Annotated in this window: 18 protein-coding genes; 9 read left to right on the top strand and 9 right to left on the bottom strand. The window is 71.1% G+C overall.

The genetic code is table 11. The features are described 5' to 3' along the window. Window positions 1-140: 140 nt before the first annotated feature. The gene (locus Q1K33_RS10915) at window positions 141-428 is read left to right on the top strand and encodes a DUF1905 domain-containing protein (RefSeq protein ID WP_300403787.1); all 288 of its coding nucleotides are present in this window, start codon (window positions 141-143) and stop codon (window positions 426-428) included. Window positions 429-430: 2 nt separating this feature from the next. Here Q1K33_RS10915 and Q1K33_RS10920 read toward each other — a convergent pair whose 3' ends face one another. From Q1K33_RS10920 to Q1K33_RS10930, 3 genes are read right to left on the bottom strand one after another with little or no spacing between them, the layout of a single operon-like run. Beyond that, window positions 431-679 (bottom strand): hypothetical protein, encoded by a 249-nt coding sequence (locus Q1K33_RS10920; protein ID WP_300403788.1) that lies wholly within the window; start codon window positions 677-679, stop codon window positions 431-433. 20 nt (window positions 680-699) lie between these two features. Beyond that, window positions 700-999, bottom strand: coding sequence for a hypothetical protein (locus Q1K33_RS10925; RefSeq protein WP_300403789.1), 300 nt, complete (start codon window positions 997-999; stop codon window positions 700-702). Window positions 1,000-1,004: 5 nt separating this feature from the next. Further along, a complete protein-coding gene (locus tag Q1K33_RS10930) occupies window positions 1,005-2,699 on the bottom strand; it encodes an FAD-binding dehydrogenase (RefSeq protein WP_300403790.1) in 1,695 nt (564 codons plus the stop codon). A 49-nt stretch (window positions 2,700-2,748) separates the two neighbouring features. On the opposite strand from Q1K33_RS10930, the gene Q1K33_RS10935 reads away from it, so the two are divergent. Together Q1K33_RS10935 and Q1K33_RS10940 are read left to right on the top strand one after the other, a co-directional pair. Continuing rightward, window positions 2,749-3,876 (top strand): glycosyltransferase family 1 protein, encoded by a 1,128-nt coding sequence (locus Q1K33_RS10935; RefSeq protein WP_300403791.1) that lies wholly within the window; start codon window positions 2,749-2,751, stop codon window positions 3,874-3,876. Next, on the top strand, window positions 3,873-4,970 hold the full coding sequence (locus tag Q1K33_RS10940; protein ID WP_300403792.1) for a glycosyltransferase: 1,098 nt from the start codon (window positions 3,873-3,875) through the stop codon (window positions 4,968-4,970). The genes Q1K33_RS10935 and Q1K33_RS10940 overlap by 4 nt, the downstream gene beginning before the upstream one ends. Here the strand turns inward: Q1K33_RS10940 and Q1K33_RS10945 are convergent. Beyond that, on the bottom strand, window positions 4,948-6,147 hold the full coding sequence (locus tag Q1K33_RS10945) for a benzoate/H(+) symporter BenE family transporter (protein WP_300403793.1): 1,200 nt from the start codon (window positions 6,145-6,147) through the stop codon (window positions 4,948-4,950). The two genes, Q1K33_RS10940 and Q1K33_RS10945, sit on opposite strands and share 23 nt — an antisense overlap. Window positions 6,148-6,276: 129 nt before the next feature. Here Q1K33_RS10945 and Q1K33_RS10950 point away from each other — a divergent pair, with 129 nt between their 5' ends. The 3 genes from Q1K33_RS10950 (at window position 6,277) to Q1K33_RS10960 (ending at window position 9,605) form a co-directional block, all read left to right on the top strand. Then, the gene (locus Q1K33_RS10950; RefSeq protein ID WP_300403795.1) at window positions 6,277-7,386 is read left to right on the top strand and encodes an SGNH/GDSL hydrolase family protein; all 1,110 of its coding nucleotides are present in this window, start codon (window positions 6,277-6,279) and stop codon (window positions 7,384-7,386) included. A 177-nt stretch (window positions 7,387-7,563) separates the two neighbouring features. Beyond that, window positions 7,564-8,961 carry a hypothetical protein gene (locus Q1K33_RS10955; protein WP_300403797.1) on the top strand — a complete coding sequence of 466 codons (1,398 nt, stop codon included), beginning with the start codon at window positions 7,564-7,566 and terminating at the stop codon, window positions 8,959-8,961. Beyond that, a complete protein-coding gene (locus Q1K33_RS10960; RefSeq protein WP_300403799.1) occupies window positions 8,958-9,605 on the top strand; it encodes a sugar transferase in 648 nt (215 codons plus the stop codon). Before Q1K33_RS10955 ends, Q1K33_RS10960 begins: the two co-directional genes overlap by 4 nt. 23 nt (window positions 9,606-9,628) lie before the next feature. On the opposite strand, the gene Q1K33_RS10965 is transcribed toward Q1K33_RS10960, so the two are convergent. Beyond that, the gene (locus tag Q1K33_RS10965) at window positions 9,629-10,783 is read right to left on the bottom strand and encodes a CDP-glycerol glycerophosphotransferase family protein (protein ID WP_300403801.1); all 1,155 of its coding nucleotides are present in this window, start codon (window positions 10,781-10,783) and stop codon (window positions 9,629-9,631) included. A 71-nt stretch (window positions 10,784-10,854) separates the two neighbouring features. On the opposite strand from Q1K33_RS10965, the gene Q1K33_RS10970 reads away from it, so the two are divergent. After that, on the top strand, window positions 10,855-12,057 hold the full coding sequence (locus Q1K33_RS10970; protein ID WP_300403803.1) for a hypothetical protein: 1,203 nt from the start codon (window positions 10,855-10,857) through the stop codon (window positions 12,055-12,057). Between the two features lie 2 nt (window positions 12,058-12,059). On the opposite strand, the gene Q1K33_RS10975 is transcribed toward Q1K33_RS10970, so the two are convergent. Then, the gene (locus Q1K33_RS10975; RefSeq protein WP_300403805.1) at window positions 12,060-12,926 is read right to left on the bottom strand and encodes a hypothetical protein; all 867 of its coding nucleotides are present in this window, start codon (window positions 12,924-12,926) and stop codon (window positions 12,060-12,062) included. A 122-nt stretch (window positions 12,927-13,048) separates the two neighbouring features. Next, entirely contained in the window at window positions 13,049-14,044 is a 996-nt protein-coding gene (locus Q1K33_RS10980; protein WP_300403807.1) for a hypothetical protein, read from the bottom strand. 80 nt (window positions 14,045-14,124) lie between these two features. On the opposite strand from Q1K33_RS10980, the gene Q1K33_RS10985 reads away from it, so the two are divergent. Then, a complete protein-coding gene (locus tag Q1K33_RS10985; protein ID WP_300403809.1) occupies window positions 14,125-16,350 on the top strand; it encodes an acyltransferase family protein in 2,226 nt (741 codons plus the stop codon). 12 nt (window positions 16,351-16,362) lie between these two features. Here Q1K33_RS10985 and Q1K33_RS10990 read toward each other — a convergent pair whose 3' ends face one another. Beyond that, window positions 16,363-18,153, bottom strand: coding sequence for a biotin carboxylase N-terminal domain-containing protein (locus Q1K33_RS10990; RefSeq protein ID WP_300403811.1), 1,791 nt, complete (start codon window positions 18,151-18,153; stop codon window positions 16,363-16,365). A 147-nt stretch (window positions 18,154-18,300) separates the two neighbouring features. Between Q1K33_RS10990 and Q1K33_RS10995 the strand changes: the two genes are divergently transcribed. Then, window positions 18,301-19,458 (top strand): acyltransferase, encoded by a 1,158-nt coding sequence (locus tag Q1K33_RS10995; protein WP_300403813.1) that lies wholly within the window; start codon window positions 18,301-18,303, stop codon window positions 19,456-19,458. Here the strand turns inward: Q1K33_RS10995 and Q1K33_RS11000 are convergent. Continuing rightward, complete coding sequence (locus Q1K33_RS11000) at window positions 19,373-20,746, bottom strand: hypothetical protein (protein ID WP_300403815.1); 1,374 nt, start codon at window positions 20,744-20,746, stop codon at window positions 19,373-19,375. The two genes, Q1K33_RS10995 and Q1K33_RS11000, sit on opposite strands and share 86 nt — an antisense overlap. Window positions 20,747-20,763: the final 17 nt, after the last annotated feature.

Here is a 20,763-nt window from a genome sequence, read left to right on the forward strand (position 1 = left end):
AGCCTCGACACCACCTACACCGGCCGCTACCGCCTGGCCGGTGGGCCCTGGACCGTGATCCCCGAGACCCTCACCGTCGGGGGAGCCCCGGAGCAGCTCGAGGCTGTCGAGGCAAGCCCCACCCTGGTTGACTACTGATCGTGCAGCTCGAACTCAGCGGTCCGGTCTTCGAGTGGCGCGGCCCGGCGCCTTTCTACTTCGTGGCGGTGCCCGACGACGGCTGTGCGGCCATCGACGACGCCAGGTCGGTGGTCACCTACGGCTGGGGGATGGTCCCGGTGACCGTGACCCTGGGTGCCACGACGTGGACCACGTCGCTGTGGCCCAAGGACGATGCGTACGTCGTGCCGCTGAAGGCGGCGGTCCGGCGGGCCGAGCAGATCGAGGAGGGAGACGTCGTCACCGTCACCCTCGCCGTCACGCTCTGAACTCAGGAGTAGCGGTGACTCTTCGCCGCGTGACCCTGCTCGCGGGTGCACGTGCGCCCGCTCATGTTGCGGTGCCCGCACAGCGCCTCGCCGCTCGGTGCAGCGTCAGGTGCCGCAGCCGGGGCCGCCTTCGCCGGGGCGGCCTTGGTGGCCGGTTTGACGGCCGGTTTCGCGGCACCGCCCTTGGCCAGTTTCTGCGCCGCCTCGTAGCGCGCCTCGCGCATCGCGCGCAGGTTGTCCATCTTGCTCATCGTCGACTCACCTGCGCAGCCTAGGGCGTGGCACCGACAGCGGTGAGCACCGCGCGGTAGGTGGCGTCGAGGTCGCCGTCCACGCTGGTCACCTCGACGGCGTCCGGGCGCACCGCGAGCACCTCGCGCAGACGCCGGTGGTAGTGCCTCAGGACTCCGTCACCGCCCGCCCCCGCGAAGTCGTCCTCCCAGCCACCGATGAGCGTGCGCAGCACGTCGATGTCGCAGTTGAGGACGCCAGGATGTTCGGCGGCGTAGCGACGCGCCAGCGTCGACTTCCCGATGCCGGGCGGTCCGTTGAGGTGGAGCAGGCGCGCCACCAGCGCTACCCGACGACGCCGCGCGCCACCGCGCGACCGGCCTTCATCCCCGAGAGGATGCACCCGCCGAGGAACGTCCCCTCGAGCGCGTTGTAGCCGTGCATCCCACCCCCACCGAACCCGGCGACCTCGCCGGCGGCGTACAACCCGGGGACCGGTTCACCGGTGGGCGACAGCGCACGTGAGTCGAGGTCCGTGGCGATGCCGCCGAGCGTCTTGCGCGTCAGGATGTTGAGCCGTACGGCGACCAGGGGGCCGTGCTCGGGATCGAGCAGCTTGTGGGGCTTGGCGACGCGGACCAGCTTGTCGGTGCGCGAGCGGCGGGCGTTGTGGACCAGCATCAGCTGGGCGTCCTTGGAGAAGTCGTTGTCGACCTCGCGGTCGCGCGCGGCGATCATCGCCTCCATCTCCTCCAGATCGAGCTGTGGTCCGCGCCCGAGCTTGTTCATGCCGGCGACCAGGTCGGCCAGGTTGTCGGCCACGACGAAGTCCTCGCCGTGCTCCTTGAACGCCTCGACCGGGCTCGGCGCGCCCTTGGAGAGCCGCTCGCGCAGCAGGACCCGGAAGTCCTTCCCCGTGATGTCCGGGTTCTGCTCCGAGCCCGAGAGGGCGAACTCCTTCTCGATGATCGACTGGGTCAGCACGAACCAGGAGTAGTCGTGGCCGGTCGCGAGGATCGCGCGCATCGTGCCGAGGTTGTCGCACCCCGGGAAGTTCGGCGCCGGGAAGCGGCGCCCGTGGGCGTCGAGCCACAGCGACGACGGGCCCGGGATGATCCGGATCGCGTGCGCCGGCCAGATCGGGTCCCAGTTGTGGATGCCCTCGGGGTAGTGCCACATCCGGTCCCGGTTGGCGAGTCGCGCACCGGCAGCCTCGGAGATCGCCAGCATCCGCCCGTCGACGTGCGCCGGGACTCCCGAGATCAGGTGCTCGGGCACCGCGCCCATCCGCTCGGTCGGCCACGTCTCGCGGACCAGGTCGTGATTGCCGCCGATCCCGCCCGAGGTGACGATCACCGCGGGGGCGCGGAGCTCGAAGGTGTCGATCACCTCGCGCGACGAGGCGACACCTCGCTCGGCGGTGCTCATCTCCAGGACCGACCCGCGCACGCCCACGACCGAGCCCTCCTCGACGACCAGCTCGTCGACCCGGTGCCGGAACGAGAAGCTCACCAGCCCGGCCGACTCCCCGGCCAGCACCGGCTCCTCGAAGATCCGCACCACCTCGGGGCCGGTGCCCCACGTCAGGTGGAAGCGCGGCACCGAGTTGCCGTGGCCCTGAGGATCGGCGGCCCCACGCTCGGCCCAGCCGACCATCGGCACCGACTTCAGCCCGAGCTCGTGCAGGTAGTCCCGCTTCTCGCCGGCGGCGAAGTCGACGTACGCCTCGGCCCACCGCCTCGCCCACACGTCCTCGCCCGGCACCCCGTCGGGGCCGTCCTCGAGCCGGTCGAAGCCGGCCGAGCCCTGCCAGTCCTGCCACGCGAGCTCGCGGGAGTCCTTGATGCCCATGCGGCGCTGCTCGGGCGAGTCCACGAGGAAGAGCCCACCCAGGGACCAGAACGCCTGGCCGCCCAGGTTGGCGCGGTTCTCCTGGTCGAGCACCAGCACCCGCTTGCCGGCCTTGACCAGCTCGTGGGTGGCGACGAGGCCCGCCAGACCGGCGCCGACGACGATGGCATCAGGTGATCCGTCTCTCATGCCCACGACCCTAGGCCCCGGCGCCCGTACTTTCCGGCACACTCCTCGCGTGAGGCTCACGATCAACGGCCGGTTCCTGACCCAGCCGGTCACCGGGGTGCAGCGCTACGCGCGCGAGCTCTGCGCGACCCTCGACGAGGCGCTCACCGAGGGGGAGGGCGTGCCCGACGTCGAGGTCGAGATGCTCACTCCTCCGCTGGCCGCCCGGCTGGCGGTGAGCCTTCCGTCGTACGACGCCATCTCGCTGCGCGAGGTGGGCCGCGGCGGCGGGCACCGGTGGGAGCAGACGGTCCTGCCGCGCCACCTGTCCGGCACCGACGTGCTCTTCTGCCCCGGCAACACGGCGCCGTTGCTGTCCTTGGTCCGCAAGCGCCCGGCCGTCGTGGTCACGGTCCACGACCTTGCCTTCCGCGACTTCCCGGAGACGGTCAGCGGCTCGTTCCGCCGCGCCTACGAGGTGATCGTCCCGTCGGTGATGCGGCGCGCCGATCGTGTCATCACGGTCTCCGAGGCCGAGCGTTCCCGGATGCTGGCGCACTTCCCGGCGGCCGCAGAGCGGCTCACGGCCGTTGCGAACGGCGGCATCCCGCGCGTGCGGCCGGTGCCGGCCGAGGATGATCCCGTCCCGCCGGACGGCCCGTTCGTGCTGTACGTCGGGGCGCTCAACCCGCGCAAGAACGTCGCCGGCGTCATCGCCGCCTGCCGCTCGCTCCTCGCGGATCGGCCCGACCTGCGGGCGGTCTTCGTCGGGGACCCGGTCGGGATCTACCAGGCCGTCGACCTCGGCCCGGCCGACGAGCGGATGATCTTCGCCGGCAAGCTCGGTGACGCAGCGCTCGAGGCGCACTACGCGGCAGCGTCCCTGCTGCTCTTCCCGTCCTTCCACGAGGCCTCCGGCCTCCCGCCGGTCGAGGCGATGGCGCAGGGCTGTCCGGTTGTCGTCTCCGACATCGCGGCACTGCGCGAGCGCTGCGGCGAGGCGGCTCTCTACTGCGACCCCCACGACGTCGAGTCCATCGCCGCCCAGGCCGGTCGGGTCCTGGACGACGCCGCACTGGCCGCGGACCTGGCCGCTCGCGGTCGTGCCCGGGCGGCCACCTACACCTGGGAGAACTGCCTCGAGCGGACCCTCGAGGTCGTCCGGGATGCAGGGGCCCACGTAGCATCCGCACGATGAGCACGCCACCGACGGGACGCACCTGGATCACCGCCGAGTGGCTCTCCGAGACGGGCGGATCGGAGCGGGTCGTCGAGCGGCTGGCCGCCGCGATGCCACGGGCCGAGGTCTTCACCCCGGTCGCCTTCGCCCAGGGTGCGCCCTCCATCGCGCGCGAGCGGATCCACGCAGCCTTCCGACGCCCGGAGGCGCTGATGAGGCGCCGCGAGGCAGCGGCGGCGATGAACGCGGCAAGCTGGTCCACCTGGGGACGCACCCTCGACCGCAAGGCCGACCTGGTCGTGGCGAGCCACCACATGTCGAGCCACTGGACCGCGGCGTACTCCGACGTACCTCATGTCTCCTACGTGCACACGCCGGCGCGCTACGCCTGGTTTCCCGAGCTCGACGGACGCGCCTCGAGCCTGCCGGCGCGGGCGCTGTGCGCCCACATCCGGCGGATGGACCGCAAGGCGGCGCCGCGAGTCCGGGCCTATGCCGCCAACTCCGAGGCCACCCGGCAGCGCATCCAGCAGGTGTGGGACCGCGACGCCACCGTGATCCACCCCCCGATCGACCTCGGTCGGTTCGCCGGGCTGGAGCCCGCCGGTGGAGAGCCCTTCGTGCTCGGGTTGAGCCGCTTCATCACCTACAAGCGGCTCGACTTCGTCATCGAGGTGGCGCAGGCCGCCGGCGTCCCCGCCAAGATCGTCGGCGGGGGAGCGCTGGAGGAGGAGCTGCGGGCCAAGGCTGCCAGCGCCAGAGTGCCGGTCGAGATCGTCACCGGCACCACCGACGCCGAGGTCGCCCAGCTGATGGCCGATGCGGCGGTGCTGGTCTACCCGGCCGTGGAGGACTTCGGGCTGGTGCCGGTGGAGGCGATGGCCGCCGGTACGCCGGTGCTGGCGCTCGACGAGGCGGGGACCCGCGAGACTGTGGTGGACGGCGTCACCGGCTACTTGCTCGGCGGTCTCGACGCGTCCGCGTGGGCCGACAAGGTCGGAGCCGCCATGGCACTCGACGCGGCTGCCTGCCGAACGCGCGCCGACGAGTTCTCGGAGGAGTCGTTCGAGGAGTCGATCCTGGAGTGGATCAGCGCTGCGGTGGACTCGTAGTCCTCAGCAGTCCGGCCTCGAGCACCGCCAGGTAGAGACCACCGGCGAGGAGTGCCCAGAAGGCGGCTCCGACGCCGGCGATGCTCAGTCCCGAGGCCGCGACGACGAAGGTGATCGCGGCGGCCTCACGACGTCGTTCGTCGCCCAGCGCCGAGGCGGCCGCCGCCCCGAAGGTGCCGAGGAGGGCCACGCCCGCCACCGCCGCGATGACGCCGGCGGGGGCTGCGACGGCGACGGTCGAGACCAGCGCCGCGAGCGGGCCGAGGACGACGTACGTCACGCCCGTGGAGACTCCCGCGACCCAACGGCGTGCCGGGTCGGGGTGCGCGGCAGGCCCCGCGGCCAGCGCCGCCGAGATCGCGGCCAGGTTGATCGCGAAGCCTCCCAGGCCGGCGGTCGCGACGGTGGCGCCACCGGTGTAGACGAGGGCGGGCCGCAGCGGTGCGCGGTAGCCGAAGGACGCGAGCACGGCGGTGCCGGGGATGTTCTGGCTGGTCATCGTGACGAGGTAGAGCGGCACCCCGATCGCGACGATCGTCAGGAGGTCCACGTGCGGGGCGGTCCAGGTGAGGACGGGCGCGAGGTCGGCGCCGTCGACGTCGCTGAGCGAGCCGGAGGCGATGATCACCACGACCGCAGCCCCGAAGGCTCCCGGCACCGCCCAACGACGCGCGACGCGCAGCAGCACCAGCCAGGTGGCCAGGACGGGCGCGATCGCTCCGGGCGAGTCGGTCAGGGCGAGGAAGGGCTGCACGCACAGTCCGAGCAGCACGCCGGCGAGCATCGCGTTGGCGAGGGAGGTCGGGATGCGTGCCACCCAGTCGCCCAGTGGACGGACGACGCCGGTGAGCGCCAGCAGGAGCCCGGCGACCGCGAAGGCGCCGACCGCGTCGGCGTACCCGCCATCGGGGATGGTGGCGCCGGCCAACAGCGCAGCGCCGGGTGTCGACCAGGCCATCGTCACGGGCAGGCGGGTGCGCCACGAGAACGCGATCGTGCCGAGGCCCATGGTCAGGGACAGCACGAGCAGACCCGAGGCGGCCTCGCCCGCCGAGGCCCCGACCGAGGTGAGCCCGGTGAGGACGACCGCGAAGGAGGAGGTGAAGCCGACGACCGCGGTGATGATGCCGGCGAGGACGAGCCCGGTCAGGTCGGCCCGATCAGTCGACTCCCGCACAGACGAATCCTAGGGAAGCGGGAAGGGGTTCCCTAGTCGGCGCCGGGTGCGGGGTGGTGGCGACCCCGTGTTGCCGGCCCGTGCCACGATGGCTCCCTCCGAATCGGTCGAGGCAAGGAGCGTTCACCGGTGCCGTCACCACCGCCTGCTGCGTCCTCACGTTCGCGGTCCCCCCGGCAGCGGGTGCGGCTCCTGGGCTTCGCCTTGGCCCTGAGCCTGGTGCTGGTCGCGGTCGCGGTGGTGGTCGCGGTGGTGCTCGAGCGCTCCTTGAGTCCCGACCCTGACGCCGGGGCCCAGGGCGACGACTCGGTCAGCAGTGAGCTGCAGGACCTGCCGAAGCCGCCGCCGCAGGTGGACGATCCGCGCGAGGCGCTGCCGGTTGCCCTGCGCCGGCGGGCGATCGACTACGTCGCTCTCGGCGACTCCTACAGTGCCGGGCCCGGGCTGGAGCCACAACGTCCCGATCCCGTCGCCTGCCAGCGCACCGGCTACAACTGGCCGGCCTACCTCGCCGACTGGCTCGACGTCGCCACCTACCGAGACGTGACGTGCACGGGTGCGACCACGGGGGCGCTGCTGGGTGGACAACGGCGTCCGGACGGGACAGTGGTGCCGCCACAGATCGAAGCACTCACCGAGGAGACCGATCTGGTCACGGTGAGCCTCGGGGGGAACGACAACGCCCTGTTCGCGACCCTGGTGGGTGTCTGCTCCGACCTGGCGGATCAAGACCCGGGCGGTGACCCGTGCCGCGCCGAGTTCGGGGGCGCCGGGGGAGCCGACCGGGCGCTGGCGGAGCTCCCGGTCCAGCTCGCGCTCGTCATCCGGCGGATCCGGCTGGCTGTCCCCAGTGCCCAGGTGGTCGTCGTGGGTTACCCCCAGATTTTCCCGCGCACCGGGACGTGCACGGAGATCTCCCTGGCCACCGGCGACGTCGCCTGGGCGGCAGGCCTCGTCGACAGGGTCGACGAGGCGATGTTGGAGGCGGCTGACACGGAGGGTGTGCGGTTCGTCGACGTGGCAGTCTCGGGTGAGGACCACGACGTCTGCGCGGCGGAGCCGTGGGTCACCGGGGCGCAGAGCGAGCCGGAGGCCAGCACCCCGTGGCACCCGTATCCCCTGGGGATGCGAGAGGTGGCCCGCCTGGTCACCACCCAGCTGACGGGTGAGGTGGTGACGCCGAGCGGCGGTCCGCCGCAGCTCGCCTCGGGCGTGGCCGAGGCCAACGCCGTCCGGTAGGTCGCGGTGGGGACCGCATGGTCTAGACCGCGCATCCCCCTGGGAGTAACCAATGCCGGGTCGCCTCGTTTGCGTGACTAACCGGCAAAATGAGTGTGACTCCACTCACCCCCACAGATGAACGCAAGACAGACTCCCCCCGAGTGCCCCCAACACTGCCGGTCGCGAAGGATGAGGATGAGGATCTCGCCCGGCCCCCCAGACCACCGGGTCCACGCCTCGACGGCTGAGACCCCGAGTCACGCGAGTGACGCGGCGTTGCTGGCAGGGGTCCGCGACGGCGACGACGCCTGCGCTGCAGAGCTCAGGCAGCGGCACGGAGCGGCAGTGAGCCTGCTCGCCGACGACATCGGGGTGGGCTCGATCGCCGCCGCGTGGGACCGCCTTCTCGACGATGTCCGCGACGGCAGGAGCGTCCTCGCCCCGGTCCGCGTGCGCTGGCTCGCGGACAGCCTGGCGACGCCTGCAGCGGCGCTCGTCGAGGGTCGGGACGGCGACGCCGTCTGGACCGCCTTCGTGCACCAGTCGCCCGCCTGGCAGACCGCCCTGTGGCATGCCCTGGTGGAGCACGACGACGCCTCGACCGTGGCCACCCTCCTGGGGACCGACTCCGACGATGCTCGTCGCAGCGTCACCTCGGCCGTCGTGGGTCTGCGCCGAGGAGTGGCGCTTCGTCACGAGGCCGGCGCGACAGCCGAGTGCGCGTGGCTCTCCGACGAGCTCCGTGGCGCCGACGAGGCAGCGCTGGGGTGGAAGGTGGTGCGCCACGCACGGGAGCACGGTCGCCACTGCGACGCCTGTCTGCCCATGATCCGAGCGGTCTTCCGCGTCGAGCACAGCTTGCGCGACATCCTGGCGGCCCGGGTCCTGGGCGCCCACGCCGCCGAGTACCTCCGCACCAGACCTGCGGCTCGGGCGCTCACCCTGGCTCCCCGTCATAGTGCAGGAGCGGCTCTGCTGGTACGCCGCGCCGGCCGCCCGGCGCTCGGGGCGCTGGCCAGCGGAGTGGCTGCTGCTGCGGTGATCAGTGCCTTCGTCGTCTCCACCCCGGACCTTGGCTCCGGCTCGACTCCCGACACCGCGGCACCCTCGCAGACCCAGGACTTGGCCGAGGAGCCGGGTGTGGTCGTCCCCGGAGGGGTCAAGCGGACCTTCGGCGCGCGCGAGGACGAGCGGATCTCCCTGGTGGCCGGCACCGACGACCCGGAGGCTGGCTCGGAAGTGGAGGCCAAGGGATCGCGCGACAACGCAGCGACCGACGGGGTCGCCACGCCCGTTGCGGCCCCAGCCCCCGAGACGGTCCCGGAAGCGGACCCCGGGCCTGTCGAGCCGCCGGCGCCGGTCACGCCGCCGGTGGCGCAGCCGGACCCGGAGCCGACCGTGCCGTTGCCCGACCCCGGCACGTCCAACAACGCCCAGCCCGAACGAAACCCGGTTCTGGGCGTCGACGTCGAGGCGGACGAGGACACCGGCAGCATCGGCGTGACCGTCGACCTGCCGATGGCCGGCCTCCCCCCGATCGTCGTCGTGACGCCCCCGATCCTGCCCGGAAGTGCCGGGGGTCTGCTGCCGTGAGCTTCACGACGCCCGCCAGCCACCTCGTCGTACGACGCCCGCTGCTCGGTGCTCTGCTCGTGATCCTCGAGCGTTCAGCGGCCCTGGTGGCGTTGGTCCTCCTGATCCCGGTGCTGGTCCTGCTCGTGATCACGGTGCGCCTGACGAGCCCGGGGCCGGCGATCTTCAGGCAGGTGCGGGTGGGCCAGTACGGGCGCCACTTCACGATCTACAAGTTCCGGACGATGACGGTGGGCGCCGACGCGGAGCTCGAGGACCTCGTGCGTGCCCAGCAACGTGAGATCGGGGCCTACGTCAAGCTGGACCGCGATCCTCGGATCACCCGTGTCGGTGCCTTCCTGAGGGCGTGCTCCCTCGACGAGCTGCCGCAGTTCTTCAACGTGCTGCGTGGTGACATGAGTCTGGTCGGGCCGCGTCCCCAGACCCCGGCCGAGTGCGACACCTACGACGTCGCCACCTGGCGACGGCTCCTGGTCCGGCCCGGCATCACGGGCTTGTGGCAGGTCAGTGGCCGCAGCGACCTCGAGCCCGAGGATGCGCTCCAGCTCGACGTGACCTATGTCCAGCAGTGGTCTCCGTTGCTCGACGTGCGGGTGCTCCTGCGGACGGTCCTCGTCGTCGCTCGTCGCGAGGGTGCCCGCTGAGCGACTGACCGGTCCCCGGTCGGTCAGCCTCGTCCGTTGATGGACGTACGCACGTGCTGCCAGCTGGCCGCCGCCGGGTCGGAGGTCGACGTGTGCAGCAACGCGCGGCTCCGCGAGCGACGTTCGGCCCCGGACGTGGGGTGCTCGAGTGCGAGTGCGAGCTCTGCCAGGAGCTCGGCGCGGCTTCTGGTCACCGGGCCGGGGAACCACTCCTCGTGGGGCTCCAGCGCGAGGCCGCGATCGTCTCGGTAGCGATCGAGGTCGGGGCAGAAGGCCACGAGGGGTCGGTCGCACAGCACGAAGTCGACCCAGAGCGAGGAGTAGTCGGTGATGAAGCAGTCCGCCTCGGCGAGCAGCTCGTAGAAGGTGATGCCGAGGTCCTCCAGGTCGGTGTTCGCGGCGCTGCGCGCGAGCGGTGCGACCAGGCGCCCGGTCTTCTGGGACGCCGTGGGGTGGGCTCGGTACCACAGAGTGGCCCCGTGCCGGTCGAGGAGGTCGAGCAGCTCGGGGTCGTCGAGGGGCAACGTGTGCTCCAGGGCGTCCGGGTCGCCGTCGCTGCGGATCATCCCCGAGACCGACGTGCGGTACGTGGGTGCCCACACCACGATGCGTCGCGGCTGCTCCCCACGAACGAGGGCCCGCTGTCGACCGCCTGCGATCAGGAGCCGCTGGCGAGGGCTGCCCACGACGTGGATCCGCTGCGGGTCCAGCGCGAACTCGGCACTGCGCACGCTGCGGGAGAGCGGGCTCGAGACCGGTACCCAGTCGAAGTAGCGAGGTGCCTCCCCCGCGAAGGTGCCGATCAGCTTGCCGAACTCACCGTGCCACAGACCCACCACCTCCTTGCTCCCTCCACGTGGTCGACAGCCGAACATGCCGTGGGTCGAGACCAGCACCTGGGAGCGGAGGTAGGCCCACGTGCCGCGCGGCGAGCGTCGGGGCACCAGCCGGACGCCGTCCAGGCCCAGAGCGGCCATCCGGACAGCCGCCGAAGCGGGGTCCTCGGCGAGCACGACGACGTCGAGATCGTCGGGACGCGAGGCCAGGAGGGCAACGATCGAGTCGTCGAGGTCGGGGGAGGAGTGGATCGCGGCGTAGCTCCCAGCCGGGACCAGGGCGTCGAGGAACCCCACCGCGCGGTCGAGGATCCGCCGAGCGAGCGGTCGGGTGGTGGCCATGAGCCTCCGTTCTTCTGGTCTGACAGGCGATGTGCGGCCCTGCGAGGCCGCCGAACGTTACCATCGGGCCCGTGACGTCGCCCCCCACTCCGACGCGTTCGGGCTCGCGCATCGGTCGCGGCCTCGGTGTCGTGCTCGTCCAAGCGCTCAACTCGGCCACCACCGTGGCGCAGATGGCGATGTTCGCCGTCGTGCTGCCGCGCGGGGACTTCGACGACTACGCGGTCTGGATCACCAGCAACATGTTCCTCGTCGGCCTGGGCCAGGCGATCGGCACCGACCGGGTCATCATCGGACGGCGGACCGAGGCGGACGGCGTCCGCTCGGCCCAGGTCATCGCCCTGGCCGTGATGCTGGCGCAGCTCGGGGTCGCCGTGGCCCTCGACAACCCAGCGTTGATGGTCTGCTCGGTCGCCGTGTTCTGCTACACCACCTACGACTTCCAACGCTTCGTGCGGTGCTTCGACGAGGCGTCGCGCTTCCTGCGCTACGACCTGGCGGTTCTGGGGGCGCAGGTCGTGGTCACGGTCGGGGTCTGGGTCCTCGTCGGCGACTCCGCCTGGCTCGTGCTCGGCTGGTGGGTGGTGGGCGCCCCGGCGTGGCTCGTGCTCAGTGGTCGCGAGAGCGGCGGGGTCCGCGCCGGCCTGCAGGTCCTGCGGGCCGATCTGCGCGAGTGCCTCCCGCTGCTGGGCGACGCAGCCCTGGCGGGCGTGCCACTCGTTGTCGCGCTGGCGCTGGTTCGTGCTCAGGGCGCCGAGGGTGACGCGTCGGCGGCTCGGATGGCGTTCACGATCCTGGGACCGATCACGGTCCTCGGCATCTCGGCGCGCCGGATGGTCTACCAGCGCACGGCCTCGGGACCGTTGAGCGCCGGCTTCGCGCTGAAGTGGGCCGTCGTGGTCGTCGTGACCTTCATCGGCTGTGCGGCCCTCCTCAGCCTCACCCGGACCCCTCTCTACCCATGGGCCTTTCCCGGGTTTCTCGGCCTGACGTGGTGGGCGATCCTGGGTTTCTCGACCAACCACGCCGCCATGTTCTCGACCCTGCTGCCCGCGGCGAGCCTACGAGCCGAGCAGCGCTCGCTGCAGGTGGGGATCGCCCGCGTGCTGGCGACGTTGAGCGCTGCCGGGGTGGGCGTGTTCCTGCTGCCCTTCGACGCCGCCTCCGACGTCGCCTGGTGCGTGGCCGCCGGCTCGATCGCCTACGCCGGCTCGCTCTACGTCGCGCGCAGCCTCACCCCGCGCGTCGCCGTCGAGCCGGCCCCCGGACCCTAGGGTCAGGCGCTCGAGGCCTCGTCCTCGGCGGCAGCGTCTGCTTCGACCGTTCCCCACCGCAGCGTGGGCTGGTGGTAGCCCTCGGGCCAGGCGAGGACGGCAGGCTCCTGCGCGGTGATCAGATGGCCGAGGAGCGCGTCCGGCGCCGCGAAGTCAGTCGGCTCGATCGGGTCGCTGAGCTCCAGCCACAGGGTGCCGTCGCTCTCGCACCGAGCGAAGAGCATCACGATCGGGCTGTTGGCACCCATCGCCAGCCGCGCCGCACCCGAGGACCCGAGTCGCTCCCGGCCGAGGAAGGGCAGACGCGTCGTACCCGGCACGTCGGTGGCGATGCCGAGCACGTCGCCGCGCTGCAGCATGCCCACCATGGCCTTGGCGCCGACTCCGGCGTCCACCGGGTTCGCCCCGGTTGCACTGCCCGTGATGACGTGCTGGCGCAGGAAGGACGGCGCATCGGGCGCCAGCATGTCGGGTGACACGACGATCGAGAAGGGCGGAGCGACCTTGCAGACCGAAGCCGTCGCACCCTCGTAGTGACCGTGGTGCAGAAAGCTCAGCACGACACCGCGGCCCAGCGACCGGGCACGCTCCAGAGCAGCGACGTTCTCCACGGGCATGCTGGTGATCAGCTTCGGGTGGTAGCGCAGCTCCGAGCGCCAGACGTCGCGCTCGAGGTAGGCCTGGGTCGCGCGCTCGACGTCCTCGGGGCGTGCTGCCCCCAGGAGGAACTCCATCTCTCGGCGCGCGCGCGCAGCGGCGGTGGCCTTGCGCTGCTTGGCGCGGATCCTGGCCTTGACGACCAGTGGGACGAGCGCATCGGGGACAGCGCTGCGCATCCGCATGCTGGGCGTGGCGGTCTGAAGAGGCATCGTGGGCTCCTGGGGGTGAGTCCGGCGGGGGGGGAGGGGGTGAGTCCAGTCGGGGAGAGTGCGCACCGGGGTGGTGACGCCGGTGCCGCAGCGTAGCGTCCGCCCGTGCTGCGAGTGCTGATTCAGGCCAGCTCACCGACGCGTCGTTCGACCGAGCCCCGCACCTCTGCGGTGATCCGTCGTACGGCGTCCTCCTCGACCGGCTCCAGGACACGGTGCCAGTAGGCATTGGCCTGGGTGACGTTGCGGGCTCGGTCGTGGGTCTTGCTCGACGGCTCCGCGCTGCCCTCGTCGCGGTAGTCCCGGGCGATGGCGTCTCGGACCTGGGGCGAGAGCTCCAGGTCCAGGGCGTCGAAGAAGCCCGCGTAGGTCTCGAGAGGCTCGGCCAGCAGGCGCCGCGAGTTGGACCAGAGCACGGGAGCGGCGCCGGCCACGGGCGGGCCGTCGGAGCGGGGCAGGACGGTGTCGAGGTAGCCGTAGACCATCCGCCACAGCAGCGCCCCGATCATCGGCGGGTCCTTGACCCACGCCGCCCACTCGGGCTCCTGCACCAGGTAGGCGGCGCCCGGGGTCAGTCGCGAGAGGTGTGCGTGCACCCGGTCGAGGTCGAAGGTCCACCCCAGCCGCTTGAAGCTGGCCGCGGCGGCCTCGGGCGGTCGGACCGTCACCACCGAGCTGATCCCGCGGTAGGTGCTCAGGTAGGGCACCAGGAAGGAGGCGAAGGGGTCCTTCCAGATCACCGTGTCCACCCGAGGATCGAGGCGGATCTTCACCGCCGAGACCCGCGTCGTGTTGCCGGTGACCTGTTTGACGGCCTTCTTCCAGGCGGGGTCCTCGGGCCAGATACCGCGCCGCATCCGCAGGCTGACGCGGAAGACCTCACGAAGCTGGCGGTCCAGCTCGGGTCCCGGATCGCGACCCGTGCTCTGGGGGAAGACGAAGTAGTCGTGCACTGATCGCAACCCCGACTCGGGGTTCAGCGGTTCGTACAGCTTGGCTGCTCCAGAGGCATGGCTGAGCGCAGCTCCCACCCCGGTCGTCCCGGACCGGGGCATCCCCGTCACCAGGATCCAGCGTCGCCGACCGGGAGGCGTGACGGGGGCGACGGAGGAAGGCATGCGGCGGAGGGTACCGCCGCGCCGCCCTCGCCTCCCGCCGAATCGCGATATTGACGGTGCGAGGGACCTAGTCTGTGCTGGTGCTCCCGGAGGTGTCCCCCCAGTCCCATCCACCCCCGCCGACATCGTCGGCGCTCGCGCGCGGTCTCAGGTCCGACGTGCAGGGCCTGCGTGCCCTGGCCGTGCTCCTGGTCATCGCCGACCATGTCCTCGGTGGACCGGTGGGCGGGTTCATCGGCGTCGACGTCTTCTTCGTCATCTCGGGGTTCCTGATCACGTCCCTGCTCGTCAGGGGACACGCACGCCACGGTCGGATGGACTACGCCGACTTCTACCGGCGACGGATCCGCCGGTTGGTGCCCGTGGCCGTGCTGGTGCTCGTGGTCACCGTCGTGGCCACCTACCTGCTCTACAGCCGCGCCCGGGGCGAGGACGTCCTCGTGGACGGCGCCTGGGCGCTCGGCTTCCTCGCCAACTGGCACTTCCTGGCCATCGACACCGACTACTTCCTCTCTGCCGGACCTGTGTCGCCGCTGCAGCACTATTGGTCCCTCTCGGTCGAGGAGCAGTTCTACGTCGCCTGGCCCGCACTGCTGGCGCTCGGGCTGTTGGTCGCCCGGCGGCGTGGTGCCGCCTGGGCACTCCCCGCGCTGGTGGGAGTCCTGTTCGCGGGGTCGCTGGGATATTCGGTTCTGCACTCGCAGGCCTCTCCCGTGGCGGCCTACTTCTCGACCCTGGACCGCGCGTGGGAGCTGCTCGCCGGCGCCGCGCTGGCGCTCGCAATCCCGCGCCTGAGCCGGATCGCAGACAGGTGGAGGCCAGTCCTGGGCTGGGGAGGCCTCGCGGCCATCGTGACAGGGGCGTTCCTGATCGAGCCGGGCTCCGCGTTCCCGGCTCCCTGGGCGCTCTTGCCGGTGGCCGGCACGGCCGCGGTCATCGCGTCGGGGACCGGGTCGGACCGTGCGCGTGTGATGCCCCTGACCAACCCGGTGGCTGGGTACATCGGCGACATCTCCTACTCGCTGTATCTCTGGCACTTCCCGGTGGTCATCCTGCTGCCTGCCTACCTGCCCCAGCGCGGGGTCACGTTCGACGTGATCGCACTGCTGGTCATCGCGATCCTCTCGGTCACCACCTTCCACCTGGTCGAGCAGCCCGTGCGCTCGTCGCAGTGGCTCGAGCCGGCCTGGCGCAGGGAGACGATGACGTACTCCCCGGCCCGGCGCGCGAGCCTGGCCAACGGGTGGCTGGCCGTCGGCCTGCTCGTGACGGTCCCGCTCTCGGCTGCGGCACTGCGCGCGCCGAGCTCCGACGACGGCCAGCAGATCCTCGCGGCCCAGCCGGTCTCCGATCCCTCGCGCGAGAATGGCGCCGTCACAGGTGCCGAGAGGGACGGTCCCTCGACGGCTCCGGACGACTCGGATCCGTCGGAGTTCGAGCCGTCGACCGAACAGGTGGACTACCTGCAGCAACGCATCGAGCAGTCGCTCTCCCTGACCTCCTACCCCGAGCTCGACCCCTCGGTCGACGAGCTGGGCATCGAGACGTGGTACGACGACATCCAGTCCGACGGGTGCCTCAGCGTGGCACCCTCCCGAGTCGCCGAGTGCCAGTTCGGACCCGCCAAGGCGCCCCGGACGGCCGTGGTGCTCGGCGACTCCTTCGCGATCGCCTACATGCCGGCGATCCGTGAGGCCCTGGGCAAGGACTTTCTGATCCAGCAGCTCACCCTGCAGGAGTGTCCGGTGTGGGATGCCCCGACCAGCAAGACCAACGGGTCTCCCTACCCCGAGTGTGGTGAGTACCGCGCTTGGACCTGGGAGCAGGTTGCCGACAGGCAGCCCGACCTGCTGATTCTCGCGACATCCTTCAACGAGGTCGTCCTCCTGGAGTCCGGAGCCACGGGTCAGGAGGCTCTCGACGAGCTCAGCGAAGGCTACGAGCGCACGCTCGAGCAGGTGGTGCCCAGTGCGACGTACACCGTCGTGGTTCAGCCGCCCCCGGGGGCTCCCGACCTGCAGACCTGTGTCACGACGGTGGGCGAGCCGCAGGACTGCCTGGGGACGATCTCAGGTCCGTTCGCAGCCATCTCGGAGGCGGAGCGCACGGCGGCGCAGGATGCCGGCACGAGCTACATCGAGTCCGAGTCCTGGTTCTGTCGAGGTGACCGGTGTCCCGGCTTCGTCGGCACCACCCCGGTCTACGCCGAGGGCAATCACCTGACCGTGGCCTACGCGACCGAGCTGGGCCCGGTGCTGCGCGAGGCTCTCGACAACGCGGCCGAGGTGGCCCAGCGCACGAGATGACCCGCGGTCGCCCTACTGGTCCTTGACCTCGCAGATCACTGCACCGCTGGTCACCGTGGCACCGATCTCGGCCACCAGGCCGGTTACGGTGCCGGCCTTGTGCGCCTTCAGGGGCTGCTCCATCTTCATCGCCTCGATGACGACCACGGTGTCGCCCTCGGCGACCTCCTGGCCCTCCTCGACGGTGACCTTCACGATGGTGCCCTGCATCGGGCTGGTCACGGAGTCGCCGGACGCGGCGGCGCCGGCCTTCTTGCCCGCAGCACGCTTGGGCTTCTTGGCAGCACCGCCTCCTCCGGAGGACAGCCCTCCGAGACCCGCGGGGATGACGACCTCGACCCGCTTGCCACCCACCTCGACGACGACGGTCTGGCGCTCACCAGGCTCCTCACCCTCCGCAGGCGCGCCGGCGAAGGGCTCGATCTGGTTGTCGAAGTCGGTCTCGATCCAGGTCGTGTAGACGGTGAAGTCGCCCTCACCGCTGGGGTTGGAGGCGCCGACGTACGCCGGGTCGCTGACGACTGTGCGGTGGAACGGGATCACGGTCGGCATGCCGTCGACGACGAACTCGTCCAGGGCGCGCCGGGAGCGCTCCAGCGCCTGGGTGCGGTCGCGGCCGGTGACGATCAGCTTGGCGATCAGCGAGTCGAACGAGCCCGGGATGGTCTCGCCGTTCTCGTAGCCACCGTCGAGGCGAACGCCGGGGCCGCTGGGCGGGCTCCAGGCCGACAGCGTGCCGGGGGCGGGCATGAAGTTGGCGCCGCCGTCCTCGGCGTTGATCCGGAACTCGATCGAGTGGCCGCGGATCTCCGGGTCGTCGTACCCGAGCTCCTCGCCGGCGGCGATGCGGAACATCTCGCGCACCAGGTCGATCCCGGTGACCTCCTCGGAGACGCAGTGCTCCACCTGGAGGCGGGTGTTGACCTCGAGGAACGAGATGGTCCCGTCCTTGGCGACCAGGAACTCGCACGTGCCGGCGCCGACGTACTCCGCCTCGCGCAGGATCGCCTTCGAGGACTCGTAGAGCCGGGTCAGCTGCTCCTCGCTCAGGAACGGCGCAGGCGCCTCCTCGACGAGCTTCTGGTGGCGGCGCTGCAGCGAGCAGTCGCGGGTCGAGACGACCACGACGTTGCCGTGCTGGTCGGCCAGGCACTGGGTCTCGACGTGACGCGGCTTCTCCAGGAACTTCTCGACGAGACACTCGCCGCGACCGAATGCGGAGACGGCCTCGCGGACCGCCGACTCGTAGGCGTCCGGGATCTCCTCGAGCGTGCTGGCAACCTTCAGGCCGCGACCGCCACCACCGAACACCGCCTTGATCGCGACGGGAAGGCCGTTCTCCTTGGCGAAGGCCACGACCTCGTCGGCGTCCTTGACCGGGTCCTTGGTGCCGGGTGCGAGCGGCGCGTCGGCGCGCTGCGCGATGTGCTTGGCCTTGGCTTTGTCGCCGAGGTTCTCGATCGCTGCCGGCGGCGGTCCGATCCAGATCAGCCCGGCGTCGAGCACGGCCTGGGCGAAGTCGGCGTTCTCTGCGAGGAAGCCGTAGCCGGGGTGCACGGAGTCAGCGCCGGTGTCCTGGGCGACCTTGATGATCTTGGCGATGTCGAGGTAGGAGTCGGCAGGCGTGGAGCCACCGAGCGCATGGGCCTCGTCGGCCAGCCGCACGAACTGCGCGTCGCGGTCGGGCTCGGCGTACACAGCGATGCTGCCGATGCCGGCATCCTTGCAGGCGCGGATCACGCGGACCGCGATCTCACCGCGATTGGCGATGAGGACCTTCTTCAGCGGCTTGACCTCGGGCACCTGGCAACTCCTGATTGTCTGGCAGACGGGTTGATTCGCACGGAAGGCTACCGCTTCGCAGGAGCGCGTCAGGGCGTGGCCCGCCCAGTGATCTCGAATGCCCGGCAGGCACCTGACACGCGCGGTGCGCGGTGACACACTGCACCGGTGACTGAGTCGGGACCGACGCAGGAGTCGTCGGAGGAGTCGTCGGAGACGACCTCCCGGCCTCCTCGGAACGCCGCGCACCGCTTGGCGCACGTCGACGCCCTGCGGGCGGCGGCGGTGATGCTCGTGGTCGTCATGCACGCCGGGCTCACGGTCGTGCCCGGCGACGGCGGAGTGGTGGTCTTCTTCGTCATCTCGGGGTTCATCATCACCTCCGTGCTGATCCGGGAGCTCGAGGTCAGTGGCAGCTTCCGCCCGCGGCGGTTCTACGTCCGACGAGGTCTCAAGCTGGGTCCGCCGCTCGCGGTGCTGGTCGTCGTCCCGACCCTCGTCTACGCCGCGTTCCGACCAGTCAGCTGGGCGGCTGCTCTGTCCCAGGTGGGCTTCTCCTACAACTGGTACGCCGTCGCCGAGCCCGAGTCCGCCGAGCTGGTCCTGCCCGGCTCGGACGTCGTGTGGAGCCTGGCGATCGAGGAGCAGTTCTACATCGTCTTCGCAGTCCTGTGGATCGGACTCGTACGCACGCGGCGGTGGCGCGCGCTGACCGCGGTGGTGGCCGGAACGGTGATGGTGTGCTCCTTCGCGACCCGCTGGAGCCTGGTCGCGGGGCTGGACGGGCCGGCGCGCACCCTTGACCCCTCCGTCTTCAACCACGTCTACCGGGGGACCGACACCCGAGTCGAGGCCATTGCTCTCGGAGTCCTCCTGGCGCTGGCTCTTGACGCCCACGCGCGAGGCCGCTTGCCCGCGCTCGGGTGGCTGCGCCGAGATGCGGTGCTGGTGGGCTCGGGGCTGGTGTTCGCGGCCGCCTCGGTCGTCTTCCGCAATGACTGGACCGAGGTGGTGATGCGACCCACGGCGCAGGGACTGTGCGCCGCGCTGGTGATCGGGTACGGACTGATGCCCACGGGGAGCGCGGTGCAGCGCGGGTTCTATCGGGTGGCCGGGGTCAGGTGGGTCCAGCTGGTCGGGCTGGCGTCCTACAGCATCTACCTCGTGCACTTCCCACTCATCGAGATGGTCGGCGCGCTGGCTCCCGGGGCGCCGCCGGGGCTGCAGTTCGCGCTCAACATCACGCTGGGAGTCGGGGTGGGCGCGCTGTGCTACCGCTTCGTGGAGGTGCCGGTCCTTCAGTGGCGTCAACGTCGCGGTCTGTGACGGCGGCGGGGCGCGCACGGGTGATCGCATTGGCTGCCAGCGCGATCCCGAGCATCAGCAGCGGCTCGGAGAGAAAAGAGCCGGCGACCGACTTCGTCACGACCAGCGAGATCACGACGGTGGCGGGGCCCAGTCCGTGCGGGGTGACCACAGACCGGAGGACGACGGTGGCGACGAAGGCGACGAAGAGCAGCGTTCCGATCACGCCGACGCAACTGAGCAGCATCGGCACCAGGCTCGAGGGCTGGTTGCTACCCAGCCCCACACCCAGCCCTCGGGTCTCCAGGAAGAGCGACAGTGCGAACCGGTCTCCGAAGCTGCGCTGGTCGTAGCTGTTGCTGTCGACCTTGGTCAGGAACACGTCCTTGCCGTAAGCCAGGATCGGCGACGAGAAGACGAGCCCGACGACGGCCGCAACGCACCCGGAGATCACCACGGCGGTCATGCCCCGGTCACTGCGCAGGGCGCGTCCGATGATGAGGACGACGACCACGACCAGGACCAGTCCGCCACCGATCACCCCGGTCCCCGAGCGCGAGAACACGATGTTGACTGCGGCCAGTGCCCCGAGCAGCAGGTAGAGCCCCCGCAACTGACGCCCGCGGGAGTGGGCGACGAGCATGACCGCGCAGAAGGCGAGCGTGGCAATGGAGTAGTGGGCCAGGGTCGAGGGCTCGGTGAAGACGCCGCGCAGGCGGTAGTTCCCCGGCTCGTCGATGTAGGCCCGGGTCGAGTTGTCGACGATCTCGCTCGGGAAGGGGAGCCCGACCTTCTCGCTGAGCAGTCGCCAGGTGCTGATCCCCATGCAGGCATAGAGTCCCGGCAGCAGTAGGTGGGGGGAGAGCCTCTCGCGGTTCGCGAACCAGATGACCACCAGCGCGGAGATCACGAAGTAGGCCACCTGAGCGACGTTCGACCCCGAGTAGCCGAGCGGGTTGGGAGCGACGAGTCCACCGCCGCCCGAGGTGTTGAGCACGGTGATACCGCTGAAGAGAGCCGGCCCCGCGAGGGTGATGAGCGTGGCCCAGCCGATGAAGCTGAGCAGCAGTGCGGAGCCGGGCCAGCCGGTGAGGGGGAGCGCGCCGCGCATCCACTCGTAGGTCACCAGGACGCCGATCACGAGAGCGACGAGCAGGTAGGGGGTCAGCGGCAGGGCGGCCACCGGGACGGCGCCCGACGCCGGGAGGGCCAGGCTCAGCGACAGGAGCCAGGGCAGTCGCCGCCGCCAGTCGGGCAGGCAGGCCACGACGCCGACGAGGGTGAGGGCACCCAGGACGGTCTGTGTCATCGCACGTCGGCCATGTC

The organism is Nocardioides sp. (assembly GCF_029937575.1).
Taxonomy (GTDB): domain Bacteria; phylum Actinomycetota; class Actinomycetes; order Propionibacteriales; family Nocardioidaceae; genus Nocardioides.